General features: G+C 61.8%; 21 protein-coding genes and 1 tRNA gene. 8 read left to right on the forward strand and 14 right to left on the reverse strand.

The window, feature by feature from the left end; genetic code table 11:
• Positions 1-11: 11 nt before the first annotated feature.
• On the reverse strand, positions 12-1,232 hold the full coding sequence (locus LC298_RS02325) for an ABC transporter substrate-binding protein (RefSeq protein WP_131565024.1): 1,221 nt from the start codon (positions 1,230-1,232) through the stop codon (positions 12-14).
• Positions 1,233-1,337: 105 nt separating this feature from the next.
• Positions 1,338-1,757, reverse strand: coding sequence for an Hsp20 family protein (locus tag LC298_RS02330; protein ID WP_131565022.1), 420 nt, complete (start codon positions 1,755-1,757; stop codon positions 1,338-1,340).
• A 118-nt stretch (positions 1,758-1,875) separates the two neighbouring features.
• On the opposite strand from LC298_RS02330, the gene LC298_RS02335 reads away from it, so the two are divergent.
• From LC298_RS02335 to LC298_RS02355, 5 genes are all read left to right on the forward strand, one after another.
• Positions 1,876-2,817: a nucleoside hydrolase gene (locus LC298_RS02335; protein WP_131565020.1), complete on the forward strand. Its 942-nt coding sequence runs from the start codon at positions 1,876-1,878 to the stop codon at positions 2,815-2,817.
• 88 nt (positions 2,818-2,905) lie between these two features.
• Positions 2,906-2,990 (forward strand) — tRNA-Leu (locus LC298_RS02340).
• Positions 2,991-3,135: 145 nt separating this feature from the next.
• Positions 3,136-4,434 (forward strand): PQQ-dependent sugar dehydrogenase, encoded by a 1,299-nt coding sequence (locus tag LC298_RS02345; protein WP_131565018.1) that lies wholly within the window; start codon positions 3,136-3,138, stop codon positions 4,432-4,434.
• Between the two features lie 195 nt (positions 4,435-4,629).
• Positions 4,630-5,052, forward strand: a complete 423-nt coding sequence (locus LC298_RS02350; protein ID WP_131565017.1) for a hypothetical protein — start codon at positions 4,630-4,632, stop codon at positions 5,050-5,052.
• Positions 5,049-5,993, forward strand: a complete 945-nt coding sequence (locus LC298_RS02355; RefSeq protein ID WP_131565015.1) for an ankyrin repeat domain-containing protein — start codon at positions 5,049-5,051, stop codon at positions 5,991-5,993. Before LC298_RS02350 ends, LC298_RS02355 begins: the two co-directional genes overlap by 4 nt.
• Here LC298_RS02355 and LC298_RS02360 read toward each other — a convergent pair.
• Positions 5,975-6,535, reverse strand: coding sequence for a c-type cytochrome (locus LC298_RS02360; protein ID WP_158284668.1), 561 nt, complete (start codon positions 6,533-6,535; stop codon positions 5,975-5,977). The two genes, LC298_RS02355 and LC298_RS02360, sit on opposite strands and share 19 nt — an antisense overlap.
• A 77-nt stretch (positions 6,536-6,612) precedes the next feature.
• The gene (locus LC298_RS02365) at positions 6,613-8,313 is read right to left on the reverse strand and encodes a pyrroloquinoline quinone-dependent dehydrogenase (RefSeq protein WP_131565011.1); all 1,701 of its coding nucleotides are present in this window, start codon (positions 8,311-8,313) and stop codon (positions 6,613-6,615) included.
• A 117-nt stretch (positions 8,314-8,430) separates the two neighbouring features.
• Between LC298_RS02365 and LC298_RS02370 the strand changes: the two genes are divergently transcribed.
• Positions 8,431-9,402 (forward strand): PQQ-dependent catabolism-associated beta-propeller protein, encoded by a 972-nt coding sequence (locus LC298_RS02370; RefSeq protein WP_131565010.1) that lies wholly within the window; start codon positions 8,431-8,433, stop codon positions 9,400-9,402.
• Positions 9,392-10,558 (forward strand): type 1 periplasmic-binding domain-containing protein, encoded by a 1,167-nt coding sequence (locus tag LC298_RS02375; RefSeq protein ID WP_131565008.1) that lies wholly within the window; start codon positions 9,392-9,394, stop codon positions 10,556-10,558. The genes LC298_RS02370 and LC298_RS02375 overlap by 11 nt, the downstream gene beginning before the upstream one ends.
• 80 nt (positions 10,559-10,638) lie before the next feature.
• Here LC298_RS02375 and LC298_RS02380 read toward each other — a convergent pair whose 3' ends face one another.
• The 10 genes from LC298_RS02380 to LC298_RS02425 form a co-directional block, all read right to left on the reverse strand.
• Positions 10,639-12,597, reverse strand: a complete 1,959-nt coding sequence (locus LC298_RS02380; protein WP_131565007.1) for a glycosyltransferase — start codon at positions 12,595-12,597, stop codon at positions 10,639-10,641.
• Between the two features lie 21 nt (positions 12,598-12,618).
• Positions 12,619-13,785 (reverse strand): HlyD family secretion protein, encoded by a 1,167-nt coding sequence (locus LC298_RS02385; RefSeq protein ID WP_158284667.1) that lies wholly within the window; start codon positions 13,783-13,785, stop codon positions 12,619-12,621.
• A 476-nt stretch (positions 13,786-14,261) separates the two neighbouring features.
• A complete protein-coding gene (gene urtE / locus LC298_RS02390) occupies positions 14,262-14,957 on the reverse strand; it encodes an urea ABC transporter ATP-binding subunit UrtE (protein WP_131565003.1) in 696 nt (231 codons plus the stop codon).
• Between the two features lie 9 nt (positions 14,958-14,966).
• Positions 14,967-15,728, reverse strand: a complete 762-nt coding sequence (gene urtD / locus LC298_RS02395) for an urea ABC transporter ATP-binding protein UrtD (protein ID WP_131565001.1) — start codon at positions 15,726-15,728, stop codon at positions 14,967-14,969.
• Positions 15,725-16,873 (reverse strand): urea ABC transporter permease subunit UrtC, encoded by a 1,149-nt coding sequence (gene urtC, locus LC298_RS02400; protein WP_131564999.1) that lies wholly within the window; start codon positions 16,871-16,873, stop codon positions 15,725-15,727. The genes urtD and urtC overlap by 4 nt, the downstream gene beginning before the upstream one ends.
• On the reverse strand, positions 16,870-18,489 hold the full coding sequence (gene urtB / locus LC298_RS02405; protein ID WP_131564997.1) for an urea ABC transporter permease subunit UrtB: 1,620 nt from the start codon (positions 18,487-18,489) through the stop codon (positions 16,870-16,872). Before urtB ends, urtC begins: the two co-directional genes overlap by 4 nt.
• An 87-nt stretch (positions 18,490-18,576) precedes the next feature.
• Positions 18,577-19,815, reverse strand: coding sequence for an urea ABC transporter substrate-binding protein (urtA, locus tag LC298_RS02410; protein ID WP_428977526.1), 1,239 nt, complete (start codon positions 19,813-19,815; stop codon positions 18,577-18,579).
• A gap of 333 nt (positions 19,816-20,148) precedes the next feature.
• Positions 20,149-20,559 (reverse strand): Fur family transcriptional regulator, encoded by a 411-nt coding sequence (locus LC298_RS02415; RefSeq protein ID WP_131564993.1) that lies wholly within the window; start codon positions 20,557-20,559, stop codon positions 20,149-20,151.
• Positions 20,556-21,398, reverse strand: coding sequence for a metal ABC transporter permease (locus LC298_RS02420; protein ID WP_131564992.1), 843 nt, complete (start codon positions 21,396-21,398; stop codon positions 20,556-20,558). The genes LC298_RS02415 and LC298_RS02420 overlap by 4 nt, the downstream gene beginning before the upstream one ends.
• Entirely contained in the window at positions 21,391-22,239 is an 849-nt protein-coding gene (locus LC298_RS02425; protein WP_131565858.1) for an ATP-binding cassette domain-containing protein, read from the reverse strand. Before LC298_RS02425 ends, LC298_RS02420 begins: the two co-directional genes overlap by 8 nt.
• Positions 22,240-22,330: 91 nt before the next feature.
• Here LC298_RS02425 and LC298_RS02430 point away from each other — a divergent pair, with 91 nt between their 5' ends.
• Complete coding sequence (locus LC298_RS02430; RefSeq protein WP_131564990.1) at positions 22,331-23,284, forward strand: zinc ABC transporter substrate-binding protein; 954 nt, start codon at positions 22,331-22,333, stop codon at positions 23,282-23,284.
• Positions 23,285-23,333: the final 49 nt, after the last annotated feature.

Here is a 23,333-nt window from a genome sequence, read left to right on the forward strand (position 1 = left end):
CCGCGCGAGGGTCAGTTTGCAACGCCGTAACGCTTGGCCCACTCCTGCTCGATCATGGCCACCCATGACGGGTGCGGCTCCGCGAGAACCGGGCCCAACTGGTCGGGGGCGAGCGTGGCGATGCCTAGATCGAGATCGGCGAAGCGTGTGCGGTCTTCGTCTGAGAGAAGGTCCATCGAGAGTACGGTTGGATCGCCCCATACCGTCGGATCCTGCTTGCGGATCTGGGCTTCGGGCGAGATCAGGAAATTCGCGAGTACAAGTGCGCCCGCCTTGGAAGCCGCATTGTAGGGAATCGCCACGAAATGCGTGTTAGACAACGTGCCACCGGTAAAGGTGAAGGACCGCACCGTGTGGGGCAGGAGATCGTTGGCGATCGCGCTCGACGCTTCGCCCGGATTGAAGGCGAAGGTAATGTCCAGTTCGCCGTCTGCCAGCAGCTGGCTCATCGACGGATAGTCCTTGGGGAAGGTCTTGGCACCGCGCCAGACATACGGGTGCATTTCGTCCAGATAATCGAACAGCGGACCCGCGACGGCATCGAAATCAGCCTCTTCAGCGGGTTTCAGGAGCGCGGCCGGATCGGGCGTCGTTTCCAGGAGGACCTGCTTCAGGAAGCTCGATCCGATGAAATCCGGCGGCTGGGGATAGGAAAAACGTCCGGGATTGGCCTTCACCCAGTCCAGCAGTTCATCGGCCGAATCCGGCAAGCTCCCTTGTTCCGTGCGGGCGCTGTCATAGAAGAAAACCATCTTCGCCATGCCCCAAGGCGATTCCAGGCCCTCGGTCGGAATGGTGAAATCAGTGGTGATGGTCGGCTTATTTTCCGCATCGACATAACGCCAGTTGGGCAGGTGCGTCGCCCAGCCCGGCTCGAACAGCAGGCCCTGCCGTTTCATCGAGGCGAAATTCTCGCCGTTAATCCAGATGAGGTCAATCGAGCCATCGGTGTCCCGTCCGGCGGTCCTCTCGCTGACCACAGCACTAACCGCATTGCCCGTATCATCGACCTTGACGTGAACGAGCTTGACGCCATGACGTTCGTAAAGCGCCTTGCCGACCCAGCCGATATAAGCATTGATCTGCTCGGAACCGGCCCAAGCGTTCCAGTACACAATCTGGCCACGCGCCTCCTCAAGAACGGTTGCCCAATCCGTGACGTCGGGATCCGCAGCGAAGGCGGGCACGCCAGAGGCGGCGAGCGCGGCAACAAAAGCGAGAAGTCTTTTCATGGCAGTGCCCCGGTTTCCATTAAGACGCCGGGGGTTTGTGACCATAGGGGGGGAACGAGGTCAATCACGTCGAACGCGCGGAACGTCACATTCCGGTGATGTCGGCTAGCTGTTCTCCGTGATCGCGATCTTGCGGGTCATCTTCTCGCTCTTTGGCCGGTCGAGATCGACGGCCAGAAGGCCATTCTTCAACTCGGCACCAAGCACCCGCATGCCATCTGCTAGAACGAACGCCTTCTGGAACTGGCGGGAGGCAATGCCGCGGTGCAGGAATTCGCGGGGCGAATCGTCCGCCTGCCGGCCACGAATAAGCAATTGCCCATCCTCGGTCGAAATCTCGAGATCGTCGATTGAAAACCCTGCAACGGCAAGCGTTATACGCAACACTTCCACGTCGCCGCGCTGCAGCTTCTCGACGTTGTAAGGAGGATAACCGTCGGCAGTCTTGGCGATGCGTTCCAGCGATTTTTCGATCGTCTCGAACCCCACGAGAAGCGGACTCGAAAAAGGCGGCACCCGCGTCATCCACACGTCCTTTCAGGCAAAGCGACATCATGGGCAAACCCAACTGGCATTTGCCTATTCCAATGATATGGTCGAGCGCCGTCCCGAATGCAAGAATCACCCCAGTTCCGGAAATACCATGACCGACCGACGCGCGATCATCATCGACACCGATCCGGGGCAGGACGACGCCCTCGCGATCCTTCTGGCGCTGGCAAGTGACGAACTGGACGTGCTCGGCATCACTGCCGTCGCCGGCAACGTGCCGCTGGCGCTGACCGAAAAGAACGCGCGAAAGATATGCGAACTGGCGGGCAGGTCCGTTACCGCAGTCTATGCGGGCGCGTCACGGCCATTGGTGCGGCCGCTTGTGACTGCAGAATACGTACACGGGAAAACCGGCCTCGACGGCCCCGATCTGCCCGAACCCGTGATCGCCCTCCAGGAAAAGGGTGCAGTGGACTTCATTATCGACACCCTGCGCGAGCGCGCATCGGGCGAGGTAACGCTGTGCGCGCTCGGACCGCTGACCAACATCGCGTTGGCGCTGATCCAGGCGCCCGACATCGCGTCGAAGATTCGCGAGATCGTGCTTATGGGCGGCGGTTTCTTCGAGGGAGGCAATACGACCCCGGTCGCGGAGTTTAACATCTTCGTCGACCCCCACGCGGCGGCCGCCGTTTACCGCTCCGGCGTGCCAATCATCATGTTCCCCCTCGACGTTACCCACAAGGCGCTCACCACACGGGCCCGCGTCACGGCCCTGCGCGCCCACGACACGCCCGTCACCCGGGCCGCTGCCGACCTGATCGATTTTTTCGAGCGGTTCGACGAGGACAAATATGGTACCGATGGCGGGCCACTACACGACCCGTGCGTCATCGCCTGGCTGCTGAAGCCGGAACTGTTTTCCGGTCGCGACTGTAACGTCGAAATCGAGATCGGTTCGGAACTGACCATGGGCATGACAGTGGTCGACTGGTGGGGTGTGACGGGCCGCCCCCGGAACGCGCTGGTGATGCGCGACCTCGATGCGGACGGCTATTTCAAGTTGCTGACCGAACGTATCGCCAGCCTCTGAGACGGCGCGTGTTTTTCGGCCTTCGCCTCCGCCGTCCCCGTTGACTTGCCACGCGCAGCCGCTTAAACGGAGCCGCCTACCCACCCGTGCCCAGATGGCGGAATTGGTAGACGCGCACGGTTCAGGTCCGTGTGCCGCAAGGCGTGGAGGTTCGAGTCCTCTTCTGGGCACCATTTCCGCTCTTATCGTGCCCCCCAACAGCTACACGCTCGCAGGCTCTTGGCTACGGCGCCTTCAGCGGTGCAAACCCGTATCCCGGCGGTTTCATGCGCACGCGCACCCCGTTAAGAAGGATCTCAAACCAATTCGAGGAACAAGATGAGCTTTTCCGGAATCTTCGGCCGGATTGTCGCCATGATCGGCGCAGCGATGATCCTGATGCGGCGCTTCGGCAAGAACAACGAGCCGCAGGCAATAGGCGGCGCGCCGGTTATTCCCGAGGCAAGGCCGCAGGGCATTCCTACTCTCAAAATGCCGACTGCCAAGGGCTGGAAGGACGGGCACACGCCTATCGCCGCCCCCGACCTCAGGGTCAACACGTTCGCTGCGGGCCTCAAACATCCCCGCTGGATTTATGTGCTGCCCAATGGCGACGTGCTCACCTCCGAGGCGCTCGGCGTCAGCACGCCGATCAGGAGCGCCTTCGACTACGCGATCTTTGCGACGATGAAGCGCGCCGCCGCAGTCGGTGTCAGCCCGAACCGGATCACGCTGCTGCGCGATACCGATGGCGACGGAGTTGCTGAAGCCCGCCACACCTTCCTCGACAAGCAAAACCATCCGTTCGGCATGGCGATGCTCGATGGAACCTTCTATGTCGGCAACACCGACGCTTTGGTCGCCTTTCCTTACGAGGATGGCGCAACCAGCATCGACGCGGCGGGCAGGAAGCTTGCCGATTTCAAGCCAGCCGGCCACTGGACACGCAGTCTTCTGCCAAGCCCCGACGGGAGCAAGCTCTATGTCGGCGTCGGTTCCGAGACCAACATCGCCGACAAAGGAATGGAAGCGGAAGAAGGGCGCGCCGCTATCCACGAAATCAATCTCGATACTGGCGAAAGCCGGATATTCGCCTCGGGTCTGCGCAACGCCGTCGGCATGGCGTGGGAACCGACCACAGGTGCGCTTTGGACCGTCGTCAATGAGCGCGACGGCCTCGGCGACGAGGTGCCGCCGGACTACCTCACTTCGGTCGTCGACGGCGGATTTTACGGCTGGCCCTACTGCTACTGGGGTCAAACCGTCGACGACCGCGTGCCGCAGGATTCCGCTATGGTGGCGAGAGCCATCCGGCCGGACTATGCGCTTGGCGGTCACACCGCCTCACTCGGTCTTTGCTGGCTCCCGGCCGGCACACTGCCCGGATTTCCGGATGGTATGGCGATTGGCCAGCACGGTTCTTGGAACCGCTCCACACTGGCTGGTTACAAGGTCATCTTCGTCCCGTTTGAAAACGGAAAGCCATCCGGCCCGCCGCGCGACATTCTATCCGGCTTTCTGTCGCCCGACGAAAAACATGCCTATGGACGGCCGGTCGGTGTCACCCTCGGCCCGGACGGATCGCTGCTGGTCGCCGACGATGTCGGGGATGTGATCTGGAGGGTGGCGGGCGCGTAACAGGCGGCCCCCCGGCAACCGCCAGATGGGCACAGGCAATGCTTGACCGATCCGGCTCGAGATGAACCTCATTTTATAAGTGGGCGTTCTGATCACAGGCAGGACATGGACCGTAGCGGGGGGATGAATTACATTCGCTCTTTGCCGGTCCGAAAGCTATCGGCTGAAGGCGGCTCGTGCGGGGGGGGAGATAAGATGAAACACGCGACCGGATGGGCAATGGCGATAGGCATTCTCACCTTCGCCACGACAGACGTGGCCTCGGAAGGCGATCCCACCCGCCGCGCTACACGCTTGGAAGCACTCGGCCTTGACGCCTCCAGTGGATTCTCCATCACCTCCTACACAGTTGAGAGCGGCGTCTACTACCGCTGGAGGATCGAGAGCGACGGACTGGAGGAGTACAAGCTGTTGGCGCCGGGACTGTTTCGCGAGAGCTGGATCGACCAGGTCGTCATTGACGACCGCGAGGTGAAGCCCTTCGGATTGCACGCAGTAGAATTCGATGACGAAGGCGCTATCGACATCTGGTTCATGCCGATACGCCCCGGCATATATGAGTACTACGTCGAGGGCCTGGAGACCCAGGGCTTCAGCGGCGCGTTCACGGTCCAATGACGGCCAGGCCGGCGATCTGGTTTGCGGTTCTAGCGATTTTGCTGCCTGGTCGCGTGTCCGCCCAACCCGCATCGCTGGTCTGTGCTTCGCTGGCACAGCAACTCCAGCAACATCCCGGCTCCGTCGACGGGCGCGTCCTCAACGAGGCTCTTTTCGAGGCTGCCGATCTCGATTGCGCCGACATCGCGCAGGACCTGCTCGAAAAAGGCGCCTCGGTCAGGTCGCGGAATCGTGCAGGGGCCACTGCCCTGTCGATCGCCGCAAGCAAGGGCGCCGAAAACGTGTCCGTTCTTCTTTTGAAGGCCGGAGCAGATGTGCACCACCGCGACCTCTCAGGCGCCACTCCGCTGTTGCGCGCAGCCAGGGACGGGCGTCGGCGCGAGGCGCGACTACTGCTGGAGGCGGGTGCCGACCCCAACGCGGCCGACGACCAGGCGATTACGCCGCTTATTGCGGCGACATTCGGCGGGCACCGCCTGCTCGTCGAAATCCTGGTGGAGGCGGGCTCGACGATCGACGCCGTCGACAAGACCGGCAAGGTTGCGCTCAGCTACGCAGCTGGCCGCGCATTTGCCGATATCGCGCAAATTCTGATTGCAGCTGGTGCCCATGCCGACGGTGTCTGGGGGCATGCGCTGACACCTTTAATGTGGGCCGCCGGTCACGCCAACGATGCCCCCCAAGCCGACGGGATCAGGACCGCCCGGCTGCTGCTGGAGGCCGGCGCGGATCCGTTGCGGCGCGATGACCGGGGCAGGGACGCGCTTATGATCGCAGCCGAGCGCGGCCATGCGGAGATGATCGACCTGTTGATCGAGAACGGAGCGGACCCGTCACGGCGGGACCTTCGAGGCATGACTGCGATCGATCTTGCCGGAAAAGCCGAAATCCGCGCCCACCTCCGCCGACATGCGGGCAAGGCTCAAAGCGACGCGAGATAGCGCGACAGCGCCTCTATGGTTTCGTCGGAAAGCTGCTTCATGGTGCTAATCTTGTCGGGCGCGTTCATCCGCACTTCATTCTTGAAATCCAGCATTGTTTTTCGGAGATATCCGGGTTGTTGGCCGGCAAGACGCGGAATACGGCTGTCACCCTCCCATTTGCCGTGACAGGCACTGCATTGCCCCCCGGTAATGCCGCGCTCGGCGAGTTTCTCATCGCCGTCCTCGGCACGCGCCTCGATCCCGGGCCATGCCCTGTCTGCAAAATGCTGCGCGATATCCTTCATCTGGTCCCTCGAATATTCCGAGGCGATCGGCGTCATGATTTCGCTCTCGCGCCGTCCGGCAGCATAATCCTTCAACTGGGTATAGATGTAGAAGAACTCCTGACCCCAGATGATGGGAAACTCGGCATCCGCGGGAATGCCGTCTTCGCCATGGCACCCGCTGCAGACAGCGACTGCGTCCTCAAGTGCGAACTCCTCCGCGCTGACCGGCGCGGCCAAAACTAGCGCTGTGATGACCAGCGAGGCTCGTTTCATGAAGCGGACTCCGTTCGTTGGACGGGGCGAAGCCTGGCAGCTCCGCCCCGCGCACATGCAAATCTAGCGAGCCTCAATCAGTCGGCAAGCGTGAACGCGATGATGTTGTTGCCGCGCTTGTAGTTGAGCTGTGCGTTACCACCCGCGGCGACCACGATGAATTGCCGCCCGTCCACGGTGTAGCTGGATGGCGGCGCATTCACGCCTGCGCCGGCCTGGAAGCGCCACAACTCGCCACCGGTTTCGGAATCGTACGCCTTGAACAGGCCATTGCCCTCACCGGTGAAAACCAGTCCGCCGGCCGTGGCGAGGATTCCTCCGATCATCGGCTGTTCCGTCCGTACCTTCCAGCGGATCTTGCCCGTGTTGTAATCGACGGCTGTGACGTTGCCCCACTGTTCCTCTTCGGGGATAACGTCGAAGGAACCGCCGAGCCAGAGCTTGCCCTCCGGGTACGGGGTAGATGCGACCGTGTAAGTCATCGGCTGGTGAAGGTTGATTGCATAGGTCAGACCCAAGTTCGGGTCGATCGCCATGGGCGACCATTCCACGCCCCCGTTTGCACCCGGAAGCATCCGGGCGCCATCGGCCGTCGGAAGGGTCCACATGCCTTCCTGCGGCACCATTGCTTCCGAAAAACGGATCATCGAACAGTCATCCGCGCGGTTTACATAAACATGACCTGTCTTCCCGCCGTGCAGAATGCCTTTCACATCGTTGCCCGCATCGTCTTTGACCGTGGTGATGATCGGCGGCGAAACCGCGTCGAGATCCCAGACGTCGTGTGCAACATACTGGAAGTGGCAGATATACTCGCCAGTGTTCAAATCGACGGAGACAAGGCTATCGGTGTATAGATTGTCGCCGGGACGCAGCGAACCGTCGAGGTCTGGCGACGGGTTGCCGACCACGAAATATATCCGGTCGGTCTCCAGATCGACTGCCGGGTTTTGCCAGACACCGCCACCGAGCGTTTCATACGGATCGCCCATCTCCTCCAGCGCGGCCTTCTCGGCCTCAATGTCACGATGCATGTTGCGTCCCGTTGCGTCCTCCGTCGCCCAGACTCCGACAGAGTCCTCCGGGATAGTGTGGAACGTCCACTTCAATTCGCCGGTCTCGGTATCGAACGCCTTGACAAAGCCCCGGATGCCGTACTCGCCACCGTTCGTTCCGATCAGCACCATGCCGTTGACGACGCTTGGTGCCATGGTTTCCGAGTATCCGAGTTCGGGATCGGCAATCTGCGTCTCCCAGACCTGTTTTCCTGTCTTGGCATCGAGCGCGACGAGCTTCGCGTCGAGCGTGCCCATGAAAACCTTGCCGCCCGAAACCGCGACGCCGCGGTTGTTTGGGCCACAGCAATAGGTCGTGATCGGTCCCATGTCATGCTTGTGATGCCATATCTGTTCGCCAGTGCGGGCGTTCAGCGCATAGACATGATTGAACGCGGTGGTGACATACATCACACCGTTCACCACGATCGGCGAGGTTTCCATCGTGTCGACGATCTCGGTCTGGAATATCCATGCCGGGCGGAGGTTTTTCACATTATCGGTGTTGATCTGGCGCGACGGATAGTAGCGCGTCTGCTCGTAGTTGCCGTTGGTGTGAAGAAAATTGTTCCCATCGCCGGCGGCGCGGCTAAGCATGTCCTGGTCGACAAATGAAAGGTCGCCGTAGAGCGTACTGGCGGAAGTCTCCTCCTGCGCCACTGCTGCTCCCGGCGTCAACAATAGCGGGAGCACATATAAGATCTGTAATACCTTGAAATTCATCGCTTTTCTCCTCCCTCGACCTGTAGACCCTCCAGTCGGTCAAGGCTTGCCAGCATATGCGAAAAACTCTGGACTTGCCAGCGCGTAAGGTTAGGCTTGTGTTGAGGGGGTAGGCGGATGAAGGCGGTTTTGGTTGCAATGGCACTAACGCTGCTTGCCGCACCGGCTGTATCTGCGGCAGGCTCCGGGCTGGCATTCGTGGCGAACGAGCGCGACGACACGCTGACGATACTTGGGCCAGATCACAGGGTTGCCGGCACTATCGATTCCTGCGCCCGGCCCCGCGGTATGCATTTCAGCGCCGACCGAAAGGAATTCTTCGTCGCCTGCGCTGACGACGACCAGATTGCCATTTACGACACAGCGACGCGTGAACTGTTGCGCCGGATCCGCGGGGTGCCGGCTCCAGAGACCTTCGATCTCCACCCGGACGGACGGCGGTTGATCGTTTCTAACGAGGAGGATGCGACCGCCACCGTCTACGATGTGGAGACCGGCGAACTGCTGGCGGAATACGAAACGGGAGAGGAGCCAGAAGGCGTCCAGGTGACCTCCGGTGGGCGACTGGTCTTCGTGGCATCGGAAGCGGCCAATCTGGTCCACGTCATCGACCTTGACGCCGACGAAGTGATCGCCGACATCCTCGTCGATACCCGGCCGAGACGCTTCGCCCTGACACCCGACGAGAAGGAACTCTGGGTCTCAGCCGAACTTGCAGGCATGATCAACATTATCGATGTGGAAACTCTGAAACTGGTCGGAGACATCGCATTCCTGCCGACCGGCTTTCGTCCCGAGCAGGTGACCCCGGTGGACGTGATCATGAATTCCGAAGGCAGTCGCGCCTATGTCGCGCTTGGCCGCGCAAATCATGTGGCCGTGGTCGATGTGCGCAAGCGCGAGGTCATCGACTATATTCTCGTCGGCAAGCGTGCCTGGGGGCTCGAGTTGTCCGCTGACGAAAAAACGCTTTATGTCGCCAACGGTCTCTCCGACGACGTATCGATTATTGATACGGGAACCCGCCAGGCGACCACGACGATACCTGTCGGCCGCGTCCCATATGACGTCCTCATCGATGATCGCTAAACTTGTCGCGGCGCTGATATTGGCCGCGGTTGCGGGGCCCGCGTTTTCGGCGGAGACGGCGCGTGTCGTCTATCTGGGACTTCAGGACGACCCGTACTACGAACCGCAGCGTGTCTATACCGGGCTCTCGCTCAAGGACCGGAACCGTCCGCTCGACGGAGTACGCCTCGCGTTCCGCGGAACCAGAATCCTGACTCGCGCGATCGGAATAGAGTTCGAGCTGCAGGAAAGACTGCTCGGAGCGGAAGAACTCGCTGGTGCGGTACGGGCGGCGGGTGACGATGGCGCAATTGCCGTGTTGCTTGATCTGCCGGCGGATCGGATGGAGTCGTTGCTGGCGACCGGGAGCGGGAATGAACTGCTCTTCAATATTCGCGACGGCGCCGACCGATGGCGCGGCGCTGATTGCAACGCGAACCTGCTGCACACGATGCCGTCGCGCTCGATGCTCACCGACGCGATGGCGCAATATCTGCGGTTTCGCCGATGGACCCGCATCCTGCTTCTGAGCGGAGACGCGCTCGCGGACGGGGAGGAGGCTGACGCCATCCGTCGCTCGACCGCCAAGTTCGGACTGAAGATCGTCGCCGACCGCGACTTTGTTCTCACCAACGACCCTCGGCGGCGCGACCTGAGCAACATTGCCCTGCTCACCGGTCCTCCCGCCCATGATGTTATCTGGTTGGCCGACGCGGAGGGTGAGTTCGGCCGCTACGTACCCTACGCGACCTATTCGCCGCGCCCCGTCGTCGGTGCAGAGGGACTATCGGCCGTCGCTTGGCACTGGACCTGGGAGCGGCATGGCGCTCCGCAGCTCAATCAGCGTTTTCGCCGAATAGCGGATCGCGACATGCAAATGTCCGACTGGGCGGGCTGGGCGGCCGGTCAGACGGTCATCGAGGCGGTGACGAAGTCCGGCTCGACCAATCCGGGCACCATCGTGGAAACCATCCGAAGCGAGGAGTTTGCCATCGACCTCTACAAGGGCGTTCGAGGCAGTTTCCGGCGGTGGAATGGCCAACTCCGTCAACCGATCCTGCTGGCGACGCACAATGCCGTGATCGCCAGTGCTCCTCTGGAAGGTTTCGAGCATCAGGTCGACACGCTCGACACCCTCGGCTTCGACGAAGCCGAAAGCCCGTGTTTACGCCGATAGCATCGCCACGAACACTGCCCTAGGGAGTCCGATTTTCTGCCATGGCGCGGGACCGGCTGGTGATAGGAGGCCCTCCCGCTTTATCCGGAAAGCCGGGCGGCAACACGCTTGGCGACGTTGGCGAAGTGAATCTGTCCGACGGGCGATTTGAAGGCGCCCGAATAGACGTGGCGCACCATCTCCGAACGCCCGCTGAGAGTGTTGGCGATCTCGATGGCGAAATCCCGTTCGGAGCGCCTGACAACCCGCCCCTCGAAACGCTGCGACCTGAACTCAACGCTCACCGGCGTGCCGGGCGCCGCCGCTATACCGCCGACGAGGCGCATGCCACCGACCGATATGTCGGCCGTCCGGTAATTCCGCCTCTGGGTTCCAACCGTCAGAGCGACGCTTTCTTCACCTCGAAGCCGCTCGTTTCTGCGCATGCGCGGTTTTTCCACGCACACCGCGATCGCCGCGATCAGGATCAGCATGTTGTACCAGCTCCAGTAAAGTGCGATGGCGCTTGAGTCCTGCAGCGACTTGTTGCCACCAAAGGCGAAAGCGATGCCCAAGACCGTCAGCAGGAGGAGAAACGCGAATATTCCCATCATCCGCCACTGCACAATGGTCCGGCTGCGGTCGCCGCCCTTCGCAGTCACCTTGAACTTTTGGCCCTTGGGGCGAATGAGGCCGATCGTGATCGCGGTGAGGATTTCGCGTGCCGCGAGAAGTTGCGAGACGTCGGTCATCACCGGCAGCACCCGTTGCCCGGACAGCCACGCCATGACCGTGACTTGGGCGAGGTAATAGGGCAGGAAATTCGCGATGCCGTCGACCGTATCGACATTCACGGCATGAATGCCGAACAGGAGGTAAAGGATCGGCACGATCAGCCCGGCAACGCGGAACGAATAGGAGCCAGCCCAATACAGCATGCTCTCCACCAAGCTGATCCGGTCGATCGGCCTCAAGCGGTTCGACCGCGCGAACGGGCCGTCGCCGCTGCGTATGATCTGGAAGAAGCCAAGACACCAGCGGCTTCTCTGTGTGATGTATTCCTGCAGTCCCTCCGGGGCCAGGCCGATTGACAGGCGCTCGTTGAGATAGGCCGTGCCGTAGCCGTGGCGCTGCAGACGGAGTGTGAGCAGATAGTCTTCGGTCACTGAATCGGTCGGGAAGCCCCCGCTTTTTGCGAGCGCCGCCATTCGGATTACCGACGAGGTACCGCAGCAGAAGGCCGTCCCCCACGCGTCCTTGGAAGGCATAAGCACATCGAAGAAGTAGCGCTGTTCGTCCGGCCAGGCGTCAGATGCCTTCAGGTTGGCCTGGATCGGATCAGGATTGATAAAATGCTGTGGTGTCTGAACGATGCCCACGCACTCGTCGCGGAAGAGGGTGAGCGCCCGGCTCAGGAAGATCGGCACCGGAACGAAGTCCGCGTCGAGAACGGAGATGAAATCGGGCGGCTCGTTGAGGCCACGTACGTGCCTGATCGCGTGATTCAGATTGCCGGCCTTGGCATGCTTATTGTCCGGCCGCGTCAAGTAATTGCACTTCAGTTCGGCAGCAAGTTCGGCCAGCCATGGCCTCCTGCCGTCGTCGAGAACCCAAAGCCGGTAGTTGGGATAATCCATGGCCATGGCGCCGATTATCGTGCGTTCGAGGATCTCGCGTTCCTCGTTGTAGGTGCAGATGAAGACGTCGACCAGCGGCAGCCTTTCCTGATCGAACAGCCATCCGCTATTGGCATCCGCTTCGGCGGTACGGTTCCGAGTCCGTGTCAGGCTGATATAAGAAATGACGCTACCGGCCACCGCGGCGCACTCCACCGCGAAGAAAAGCAGACCGGCCCCGAAATCGACAAGGTTGTCGGAGGGCGGTATCGTCGCGGTGACGCGCCAGTACAGATAGCGGGCGGTGAACGCCAAGACGATTGCGATCGGCAGGATACGCCAGGGGCTGTCCCGTTTGACCCATGGCATCACGGCTAACAGCGCGGCCGCGGCGAGAAAGCCGGGCGTGGCACCGTCGAGCAAGGTTGAAAGCGTCGGGTTCATGCTGTCGCGAGCCTGCCGCGACTAGCCGGCTGACGTGTTGAAGACAACCCGGCCGGTCCTGCCGACAGGGCAATCGCCTTGCTTCGCGCCGCCGTCGACTGATACGGCAACCCGGTAGGATTCCTTCGTCAAAGCCGAAGGCATAATGGCGAAGTTGGACGACGCCTCGGAAACGCCACTCAACTGGACGATCCGTCCGGAGGACGACTCCCCGCCTTCGCGGAAGGAAAATTTGGCCGGCATGCCGACGAACAGGCTGTTATAGACCGCCTCGCTCACAACCGCCGTCACCAGCGTCCGGGAACAGTCGAGAAGGCTGATGAGAGGCTGTCCGGCGACTACCTGTTCCCCGGGGGCGGTGCGGATTTCCCACACCCTTCCCTCGACGGGCGAGGCGAGCGGTGCGTTCTCCGCCACCGCCAATGCTTCGCGCTCTCGTGAAACCACTCCTTGAAAGCGGACGATGCGAGCCTGGTGGCGCACAATGTCCGCAGTGATCAGTTCGATTGCTTCCCCGATCTCGTCCAGCCGCTGGGCGGAGCGTGGTTGATCGTTGTAGCTGTCGCCGAGATAGCCACCATCGCGAAGCGCTTCGAATTCGACCACCAGGGCATTGCGTTCCGCCCGCGCCCCGTCCCCGGCCGCCTCGGCAACCATTGCGTCGCGGTGCGCAGCGTTCATCGCGGCCGTCGACGATATGCCGCTCTGGGCGAGTTCGCGTTGTCGCTCGCGCGCATCTTTCGCGTTCGCGCTGATCGCCGCCGCCGCGGCGATGCGCGCGTTCGCCTCGTCAATCCGGGCACTCACCTGAAGCATCCGGTTTTGGCGAAATTCCTCGAGTTGCACGGCGAGTTTGGCGCGGAGCTTCTTGAGCTCCTTCAGCTTCGCAGCCAAAGCGGCACGTTCCTCGCGCGCGTCGCTCAATCTGGCGGTCGCGTCTTCAAACCTGTGCCGGTCGGCCCGCGGATTGGCAATTTCCACGACCGGACTTCCCGCCGAAACCGGGCTTCCCGGCTGAAGTCTCGACAAGTTCCATCCGACAACCCCGTTGATGGGCGCGCGCATCGTAACCAGGCGCGCGTTTACCACGGCTTCCACGCTGGATACCTGGGCGAGACGCTTGGCGGGCATCCAGCCGACGACGGCCAACAGTGCAAGTCCGACGATGCTTTTCGTCAACCTTGGCATCCAGCGCGTCCTGGCTGAAGCACCCGGAGCCTGCTCCGGGTCAGACATGGTCCCCGAGGCGGGGGTCTCGGTCCGGGCTTCCAGGTGGTCGCGGAGCATCGATTGCAGAGCCGAGGCATCGCTCGCCCCCGCACTGTCGCGTGAAAAAGATTCGCCGCCTTGGACAGTGCGGCATATCCTGACCGCACCCAATTGCGCGTTCTGTTCATCATGCTCTGCGCTGGTCGAACGCGCCATGTCCCCTCCCCGATCTGCTGCGTGTGCGGCAATGCCCTTTCGCGGCCGTCGGCGCCCGCTCAGGTAATGGGGCATATTTTGGGAGGTAAATGTTTGCGCTTTGTTAAGCTTGAAGCTTCGACTTTTCGGATGGCAAATTTTTGGTTAACGCATAGCGCAAATCTCCGCCCGTCGCTGAGCGACGGGAACGCGTGTCGGGCCAGTCCCGCCGATTGAGGGCCACCGCGCTCCGGTCAAGATCAGACCGTGAGATGCGCGCGGACGTCGGCCCGGTCGAGCGATGCAGCGTCGCCCGAATGGACCACTGCGCCCCGATCCATGACATAGACGTAGTCCGCCAGTTCTCGGCAGAAATCGAGGTACTGCTCGACGAGAAGGATCGCGATTCCCTGACTGTCGCGCAGGAAGCGTATCGCCCGGCCGATATCCTTGATGATGGACGGTTGAATGCCTTCCGTCGGCTCGTCGAGAAGCAGAAGTTGCGGGCGTGTGACCAATGCCCGGCCGATGGCCAATTGCTGCTGCTGGCCGCCGGAAAGATCGCCGCCCCTGCGCCCGAGCATGTCTTTCAGTACCGGGAAGAGTTCGAAGATGTAATTCGGCACCACGCGTTCGGAGCGTTTGAGACCAGCATAGCCTGTCTCGAGATTTTCCCGCACAGTGAGGAGAGGGAATATCTCCCTGCCTTGTGGAACGTACCCGATTCCGCCGCGCCCGCGATCATGGGACGGCATTTTTCCAAGCGTTCTCCCGTCAAGGCGTATCGCTCCATTCGAGGGAGCCTGATGCCCGACAATGGCACGCAGCAGCGATGTTTTCCCGACGCCATTGCGCCCGAGGAGGCAGGTGATCGCGCCAGGCGCAACGTCAAGCGAAACGCCCCGCAGTGCCTGTGCTGCCCCATAGTGAAGGGAGAGGTTTTCGATCGTCAGCATGACAGCAACCTAGCGCCCCAGATAGACTTCCACGACGCGCGGATCAGACGAGACATGTTCGAGTGTCCCGTCGGACAGGACGGAGCCCTCGTGAAGGCATGTCACGCGAACGTCCAGCTCCCGTACGAAGCCCATATCATGCTCTATCACGACCACGGAGTGACCCTCGGCAATGTCGCGCAACAGCCGCGCCGTTTCTTCGGTCTCCGCATCCGTCATTCCGGCGACCGGCTCATCGACGAGAAGCAGCATCGGGTTCTGGGCAAGCAGCATGCCGATTTCCAACCACTGCTTTTGGCCATGCGAGAGGCTGGACGCCATCTGGCCGCGCAGATGCGCGAGTCGGGTAACGTCCAGCACCTCTCGTATGCGGCCTTCCCCCGTCCGCGAGCTGTTGTGAAAGAGCATCGGTAGGACACCCCGAGGCCCGGACAGCGCCAGTGCAATATTGTCCTCGACCGTATGGCTTTCGAACACCGTCGGCTTCTGGAACTTGCGGCCGATACCCATCATCGCAATGTCCGCCTCGTCATGCTTTGTCAGGTCGTTCGAACCGTCGAATATGACGTCGCCCGCGTCTGGCCGCGTCTTGCCGGTGACGATGTCCATCATCGTCGTCTTGCCGGCGCCGTTCGGTCCGATGATCGCCCGCATCTCGCCGTGGTTGAGAACGAAGGAAAGGTTGTTGATCGCCTTGAAGCCGTCAAAGGAAACGGAGACGCCGTCCAGATACAGGAGCGAATTGGTGACATCCGTGGATACAGTGGTCATGCGTTCTGCTCCCGGACGGCGTCCGCCCGAACCTTGGCGTCGGTCGCGCGCGAACGTTTCGGCCAATGTCGGGAGATCATGCCGACAATCCCTTTCGGCATGAAAAGCGTGACCGCGACGAACAGACCACCAAGGGCGAACAACCACAGTTCGGGCAGCGCGCCGGTGAACCAGCTCTTGCCAGCGTTTACGACCAGCGCGCCGACGATCGGGCCGATGATCGTTCCGCGTCCGCCGACCGCCGTCCAGACGACCAGCTCGATGGAATTGGCCGGCGCGAACTCGCCCGGATTGATGATGCCGACCTGGGGCACGTATAGGGCGCCGGCGACGCCCGCCATCATCGCGGAGACAGTGAATGCGAATAGCTTCACCCTCTCCGGACGGTAACCGAGAAACCGTGTGCGTGCCTCCGCATCGCGCACGGCGATCATCAGCTTGCCGAAATGCGAGCCGGTGATTGCGGCAGTGATCAGCACGCCCAGCGCTAGGGTAACAGCGCTTGCGGCAAAAAGAGCCGCCCGCGTCTCGTCGGCCTGGACCGAGACACCCAGAATATCCTTGAAGTCGGTCAGGCCATTGTTGCCGCCAAATCCCATGTCGTTTCGGAAGAAGGCAAGCATCAGCGCATAGGTCATCGCTTGGGTGATGATCGACAGATAAACTCCGGTCACGCGGCTACGGAAGGCGAACCAACCGAAGGCGAAGGCAAGCAGACCGGGAACCGCAACGACCATGAGAGCGGCGAACCAGAACTGGTCGAAACCGTGCCAGTACCAGGGCAGCTCCTTCCAGTTCAGGAAGACCATGAAATCCGGCAGTTCCGGATGGCCGTAAACGCCGCGCGAGCCGATCTGGCGCATCAGATACATGCCCATTGCGTAACCGCCGAGCGCGAAGAACGCGCCATGTCCGAGCGAAAGTATCCCGCAAAAGCCCCATACGAGATCAAGCGCCAATGCCAGCAGCGCATAATTCAGATACTTGCCGAGCAACGCCACCGCATAGTTCGGGACGTGAAGAGGGTGGGACGGCGCGAAGAGGAGGTTGGCGACCGGAACGAAGATTGCCACGGAAAGAATGAGCGCGAGCGTGACTGCGATCCGGCGATCCAGCCCGCCCTGAAGGAAGCGGGCCGCGATCATGCTTCCACCGCCCGGCCGCGCAGCGCGAAGAGGCCGCGCGGTCGCTTCTGGATAAAGAAGATGATGAGTACGAGAATTAATATCTTGCCGAGCACCGCTCCGGCGTAGGGTTCGAGCAGCTTGTTGACGACGCCGAGCGACATCGCCCCGACCAGCGTGCCCCAGAGATTGCCGACACCCCCGAACACGACCACGAGGAACGAGTCGATGATGTAGGACTGGCCGAGATTTGGCGAGACGTTGTCGATCTGGGACAGCGCCACGCCGGCAATGCCCGCCACGCCGGAGCCAAGCGCGAATGTCATCGCGTCGATCCAGGGCGCGCGGATTCCCATGGCAGAGGCCATCCGGCGGTTCTGCGTGACCGCGCGCATCTGCAAGCCGAGCATCGTCCGGTTCATCGCCCACAGGAGGACGGCGAACACCGCCATCGCGAATAACAGGATGTAGAGACGGTTCCAGGTAATCATCATTTGGCCCAGTTCGAACGCGCCGGACATCCAGGAAGGATTAGAAACCTCGCGATTGGATGGGCCGAAAATCGAGCGTACGGCCTGCTGGAGGATCAGCGAGACCCCCCATGTCGCGAGAAGCGTCTCGAGCGGGCGACCGTAGAGGAACCGGATCACGCCCCGCTCGATCAGCATACCGACGAGGGCAGCCGCGAGAAATGCCAGCGGCAGTGCGATCGGCAGCGACCAGTCGAGTAGACCAGGCGCGGACCGGCGGATCACTTCCTGAACGGCGAAGGTCGTGTAGGCACCGATCATTACCATCTCGCCATGGGCCATATTGATGACGCCCATGACTCCGAAGGTGATGGCAAGACCGATGGCCGCCAGAAGCAGGACCGAACCCAGCGAGAGGCCATACCAGAAATTCTGAGCTATCGACCAGCGGGCGAGTGACCCCTCGATCCGTTCCATAGCCGCCGCAGCCTGCAGCTCCAGTGCCCCGGTCGCGCCGGTCCTGAACTGCGAGAGCAAGCCGAGCGCCTCGCGCGTGCCCAGCGCCGCTACCGCTCCGACAGCTTCGGATTTTTCAGCATTGGAGCGATCCGACAGCAGGAGCGATGCAGCGCGGGCGACCTCCATTCCGCGCCTGACATCGGCATTGGTTTCCCGTTCCAGCGCGGCCTCCACCGCTTCGAGCGCATCGGGATCGGGGTTGGCGAAAAGCGTTTCGGCGGCGCGCATGCGCACGGCGGGGTCGGCGGCGGTCAGCGTCAACGCCCCGATCGCATCGCGAACCGTGCGGCGAAGACGATTGTTGACGCGGATCTTCTTCAAAGAGGCCCCGCCAGCCTCGCCCGCGGTGTCGCCATTCACCGGATCGATCAGACGCACGGAAGCGGCCGATCCCCGCACGATGAAGACACCGCCGTCCGCCTCCCGCACCTTCAGGTCGCCCTCGCCCAGGGCCGCAAGCACGCGCGTTGCCCGCGGATCGCCGAGGACGACAAGCGCGTCGATGACTGCGCCAATCTGCTGGAATCCCTCGGCGGTCGCGAAGCCGGCCACGGCGCCGCGAAGCGCCTCGTCGTCCTGCGCGCGTGCCGAGAGGCCGGAAAGAACGAGAAAAACGAGGCAAGCAATGAAAGACGCTATCCGTCGCATCAGCAACCGCTCACTGTTCGAAAATCGCGGGAAGGAGGCAGGGCTGCGGGCGGCGCGGAACCGCCCGCAGCTATCGGCCAAAGCCACTCAGTTGCCCACTTGGGCCGTGCCGAGACATCTGTTCGTCTCGGTGTTGAAGTTGCCGCATTTGAGATCGACCCAGTCCGCCTTGAGCGGTTTGGATTCCGGCAGGTAGTCCGACCAGGCGTCGCCCGGCACCAGCCCCCCGGTTTCCCAGACCGTCTCGAACTGACCATCGTCCTGGATTTCGCCCACCAGAACGGGCTTGGTGATATGGTGGTTGGCGAGCATGACCGACGTGCCACCGGTGAGGTTTGGCGCCTCGGTGCCCGGCAACGCTTCGATTACCGCGTCCGCATCGGTCGTCCCGGCGGCCTGGACCGCCTTCACCCACATGTTGAAGCCGATGTAGTGGGCCTCCATGGGATCGTTCGTCACCCGGTTCTCGTCGCCGATGAAAGCATGCCAGGTGTCGATGAACTCGGCGTTGGCCTCGCTTTCTGCGGACATGAAGTAGTTCCATGCCGCGAGATGGCCGACAAGCGGCTCGGTATCGAGACCGGCCAGTTCCTCCTCGCCGACCGAGAAGGCGACCACGGGTATGTCCTCGGCCTTGACGCCCTGATTTGCAAGTTCCTTGTAGAACGGAACGTTGGCGTCGCCATTGATGGTGGAGACGACAGCCGTCTTCTTCCCGGCGGCGCCGAATGTCTTCACATCAGACACGATCGTCTGCCAGTCGGAATGGCCGAACGGCGTGTAGTTGATCATGATGTCCTCGGGCGCGACGCCCTTCGACTTGAGATAGGCTTCGAGGATCTTGTTGGTCGTGCGCGGATAGACATAGTCCGTTCCGGCAAGCACCCAGCGCTCGACACCTTCCTCTTCCATCAGATAGTCGACGGCGGGGATCGCCTGCTGGTTCGGCGCGGCGCCCGTATAAAATACGTTACGCTGGCTTTCCTCGCCCTCGTACTGGACAGGATAGAACAGGATCGAGTTCAGTTCCTCGAAGACCGGAAGAACGGACTTGCGCGAAACGGAGGTCCATGCGCCGAATACGGCGGCCACTTTCTCCGCCTCTATCAGTTCTCGCGCTTTCTCGGCGAAAAGCGGCCAGTCGGACGCGGGATCGACAACCACCGGCTCGAGTTTCCTGCCGAGCAAGCCGCCCTTCTTGTTTTGCTCCTCGATGAGCATCAACATCGCATCCTTGAGCGTCGTCTCGGAGATCGCCATCGTGCCGGAGAGGGAATGGAGAATACCGACCTTGATGGGTTCCTCCTGCGCGCTGACAGGCGTCATCGCAGTCGCGGCCGCAAGTGCAGCGAGAGCTGCAATGGATATCGTGCGTTTGGGGAATTTCATGAAGCCCTCCTGTGGCATTTCCTTTGCACTGCAGCATGAGAAAAGCACGTGCCGTGCCAGCCGGGGCGAGACCTTGGCACGAGGAGGGAACGTCGCGTATTTTCAATGTCTTGACTCGCGACGCTAGTGGCAGGATCGATGCGCCGCATCCATGTGCACCGCAACGCAATTAGGCACCACGGCGTTCAAAACGGCTAATTTTTAGACGCAAAATATTTTTGCTTAATTATTAATCATACTGACGAGCCGAGGCGACGCCGGCTGCTTCGGTCAGTTGTTGCGGCACGCCGCACAGGTCCCGCGAAGTTCTACCGTCGACCTCGTCAACGCAAAGCCGGTTCCCGAGGCGAGTGCGCCGAGTTCGCGTCCCAATTTCTCGTCGGCGATCTCGGACACATGCCCGCACGTCTCGCAGATGGCGAACGCCATTGTTTCATGGGACTCGCATTCGGGATGGCTGCAGGCGACGAAAGCATTGAGGCTTTCGAGTCTGTGTACCATGCCGAACTCGACCAGCTTCTCCAACGCACGGTAGACCTGCAGCGGCGCCCGGAAGCCTTCGTCCCGGAGCCGGTCGAGTATGGTATACGCGCTGAGCGGCGCGTCAGAGCCCGACAGCGTGTCGAAGACCAGGGTCTGGTTCCTGGTCAAATCGGGATGGGAATCGACTTGGCCGCTCATTTCCCGGCTGCTCCTCTTTCAGACATTGGAGTGCTATTTTTCTTGACCGACGCCAGACGAGCGAGAGGCGTGAGGCTCGCCACGAACAGGCCCAGAGCCGCGACCACGATGCTCGGCCCCGACGGCGTGTCCCATTCCAGAGAGCCGAACAGACCGCCGGCGACCGACAGCGCTCCGAATACCGCCGCGAGCACCGCCATATGCTCGGGTCCGCGCACGAAACGCCTCGCGGCAGCAGCAGGTATGATCAGCATCGCGGTGATAAGGAGCACCCCGACAATCTTCAGCGCGATGGCGATAACGACCGCCATCAGCAGCATGAACACCACGTCGGCACGGTCCGGGTTCATCCCCTCCGCTTCGGCCAGTTCCCGGCTAACCGTCGCCGCGAAGAGCGGATGCCAGATCATCGCCAACACAGCGATGACGAGCGAGCCGCCCAGATAGATCACAAGGATGTCGGCCCGGGAGACCGCCAGGATGTCGCCGAACAGAAGGCCCATCAGGTCGATCCGCACCCAAGTCATGAAGGCAAGCACGACGAGCCCCAGCGCCAGCGCTGAATGGGATAGAAGGCCCAGCAGCGCATCCGATGACAGCGTCGCCCGCCGCTGCAGGGCCACGAGCGCAAGCGACACGCAAACCGAAACCGCAAAGACCGCCAGCGTCGTGTCGACTTCGAAGAGAAACGCCAGCGCCACCCCGAGCAGCGCCGCATGAGAGAGCGTGTCGCCGAAATAGGCGAGACGCCGCCAGACAACGAAACATCCAAGCGGGCCGGCAACCAGTGCCACCCCGACGCCCGCAACCAATGCGCGGATGAAGAAGTCATCAAGCATCGCCGGCTCCCGTCGCGTCATGGCGACCTCGATCCCGATCCTCCCCCTGATGCTGACCGTCGCCGGGATGGCAGTGATCGGTGATCGTGCCGTCGGCGTGGCGTACCCTGCCATCGGGGAGATGGGTATGGTCGTGCTGGTGCTCGTAGACGGCCAGTGCCGGGCCGTCGCGCGCGCCGAACAGCTGCTTGTAGGCGTCGCTCGATGCCACCGCCGTCGGCGTGCCCTCACAACAGACGTGGCCGTTCAAGCAGATGACCCGATCGGTCGCAGCCATCACCACATGAAGATCGTGGGAAATCAGAAGCACTCCGCAACGCAGTTCATCGCGGAGGCGGCCAATCAGTTCGTAGAGCGCGATTTCGCTGGAGAAGTCGACGCCCTGCACCGGTTCGTCCAGCACGAGCAGATCCGGTCGGCGGGCGATCGCTCGCGCCAGCATAACCCGCTGGAACTCGCCGCCGGAAAGATTACGCACCTCCGCGCGGCGAAGATGCCCGATCCCGGTGCGGGCAACGGCAGCCTCGATGTCGTCCCGTGCGACCCTCGCGATCAGCCGCAGGAAGCGCTCAACCGACAGGGGCAAGGTCCAGTCGACCGATAACTTCTGCGGCACGTAGCCCACACGCAGTCCATCGCGCCGTCTGGCGATGCCGTGGTCCGGCTTCAAGATCCCGAGAGCCAGCTTCGCGGTCGTGGACTTGCCGGACCCGTTCGGTCCGATCAGCGTGACGATTTCGCCTGGCCGGACCGAAAGATCGACCCCGCGCACGAGCCAGCGCCCATCGCGCCTTATGCCGGCATTGTCGAGAGAGACGAGTGGTTCGGCCGGTTTGAGCATGTTCATTTCGCATCGAGGTGTCTTGCGGCCCGGTATCGCACACGTTATACCATTACACAAATGTGTAATACTATAACATGACGGAAAAATCATGCCCGGTTTACGTACGCTGGTCGCAGCGGTCATCGCCCTTTTCCTCCCTTATGCAACTGCATCCGCAGAGGTGGCGGTCGCCACGTCCATCAAGCCGGTTCACTCCCTTGTCGCTGCGGTCATGGAAGGCGTGGGCACACCCGCCCTGCTCGTCGACGGCGCTGGATCTCCGCACTCGTACAGCCTGAAGCCCTCGCAAGCGGCGGCACTTGAAAATGCCGAAGTCATATTCTGGGTTGGTCCCGCCCTCGAGAGCTTTCTCGCCAAGCCCCTTGCCACGATCGCGGCAGAGGCCCGGGTGACCGAACTGATGGAGGTTGAAGGCCAGACTCTTCTGGGCTTTCGCGAAGGCGGTGAGTTTGAAAGTCATGACGATGCCGAAGGCCCAGAACACAGTGCCAACGATCCGGACATGCATGCAGAGGAGGGCGCCTTCAATCCTCACATCTGGCTCGACCCCAGGAACGCGATCGTGCTCGTCGAACAGATAGAAACCGTGCTTTCCGAGGTCGATCCCGAACAAGCGACCCAATACCAGGCAAATGCCAATAAGATCGTGGCGAAGCTGGAATCGCTCACTGAGGAGATCGGCGAGATGCTGGAGGCGGCCCGCGAAGGTAAATTCATCGTCTTCCACGACGCCTATCGCTACTTCGAGGAGCGCTTCGATATCCATGCGACCGGTTCCGTCACGGTCAGCCCGGAGGTTGCACCTGGTGCGGCGCGCATCGCGGAAATCAAGGGCAGAATCCGCGAAACCGAGACTGTCTGCGTCTTTTCCGAGCCTCAGTTCGAGCCAAAACTCATCGCGACGCTGATCGCGGACACAAACGCCAAATCCGGCGTCCTCGACCCCCTAGGCGCCGGTCTGGCGGATGGACCTGAGCTCTATTTCGAGCTGATGCGAAATATGGCGACCACACTTGTCGACTGCCTGGCAGACCGGGGATAGCGGAGCCCGAGGGTCCGCGATCACGATGTACCGGCCGACCGGCTCCATC

The sequence above is a fragment of the Oricola cellulosilytica genome (assembly GCF_019966575.1).
Classification (GTDB): domain Bacteria; phylum Pseudomonadota; class Alphaproteobacteria; order Rhizobiales; family Rhizobiaceae; genus Oricola; species Oricola cellulosilytica.

Coding starts and splice junctions, on each gene's coding strand:
- LC298_RS02425 (WP_131565858.1), bottom strand. CDS start 22,239: ATGCTCAAACCGGCCGAACCACTCGTCTCTCTCGACAATGCCGGCATA.
- LC298_RS02360 (WP_158284668.1), bottom strand. CDS start 6,535: ATGAAACGAGCCTCGCTGGTCATCACAGCGCTAGTTTTGGCCGCGCCG.
- LC298_RS02350 (WP_131565017.1), top strand. CDS start 4,630: ATGAAACACGCGACCGGATGGGCAATGGCGATAGGCATTCTCACCTTC.
- LC298_RS02370 (WP_131565010.1), top strand. CDS start 8,431: ATGAAGGCGGTTTTGGTTGCAATGGCACTAACGCTGCTTGCCGCACCG.
- LC298_RS02420 (WP_131564992.1), bottom strand. CDS start 21,398: ATGCTTGATGACTTCTTCATCCGCGCATTGGTTGCGGGCGTCGGGGTG.
- LC298_RS02325 (WP_131565024.1), bottom strand. CDS start 1,232: ATGAAAAGACTTCTCGCTTTTGTTGCCGCGCTCGCCGCCTCTGGCGTG.
- LC298_RS02380 (WP_131565007.1), bottom strand. CDS start 12,597: ATGAACCCGACGCTTTCAACCTTGCTCGACGGTGCCACGCCCGGCTTT.
- LC298_RS02345 (WP_131565018.1), top strand. CDS start 3,136: ATGAGCTTTTCCGGAATCTTCGGCCGGATTGTCGCCATGATCGGCGCA.
- urtB (WP_131564997.1), bottom strand. CDS start 18,489: ATGCGACGGATAGCGTCTTTCATTGCTTGCCTCGTTTTTCTCGTTCTT.
- urtA (WP_428977526.1), bottom strand. CDS start 19,815: ATGACGCCTGTCAGCGCGCAGGAGGAACCCATCAAGGTCGGTATTCTC.
- LC298_RS02330 (WP_131565022.1), bottom strand. CDS start 1,757: ATGACGCGGGTGCCGCCTTTTTCGAGTCCGCTTCTCGTGGGGTTCGAG.
- LC298_RS02375 (WP_131565008.1), top strand. CDS start 9,392: ATGATCGCTAAACTTGTCGCGGCGCTGATATTGGCCGCGGTTGCGGGG.
- urtD (WP_131565001.1), bottom strand. CDS start 15,728: ATGACCACTGTATCCACGGATGTCACCAATTCGCTCCTGTATCTGGAC.
- LC298_RS02385 (WP_158284667.1), bottom strand. CDS start 13,785: ATGCCAAGGTTGACGAAAAGCATCGTCGGACTTGCACTGTTGGCCGTC.
- LC298_RS02365 (WP_131565011.1), bottom strand. CDS start 8,313: ATGAATTTCAAGGTATTACAGATCTTATATGTGCTCCCGCTATTGTTG.
- LC298_RS02430 (WP_131564990.1), top strand. CDS start 22,331: ATGCCCGGTTTACGTACGCTGGTCGCAGCGGTCATCGCCCTTTTCCTC.
- LC298_RS02335 (WP_131565020.1), top strand. CDS start 1,876: ATGACCGACCGACGCGCGATCATCATCGACACCGATCCGGGGCAGGAC.
- LC298_RS02415 (WP_131564993.1), bottom strand. CDS start 20,559: ATGAGCGGCCAAGTCGATTCCCATCCCGATTTGACCAGGAACCAGACC.
- urtE (WP_131565003.1), bottom strand. CDS start 14,957: ATGCTGACGATCGAAAACCTCTCCCTTCACTATGGGGCAGCACAGGCA.
- LC298_RS02355 (WP_131565015.1), top strand. CDS start 5,049: ATGACGGCCAGGCCGGCGATCTGGTTTGCGGTTCTAGCGATTTTGCTG.
- urtC (WP_131564999.1), bottom strand. CDS start 16,873: ATGATCGCGGCCCGCTTCCTTCAGGGCGGGCTGGATCGCCGGATCGCA.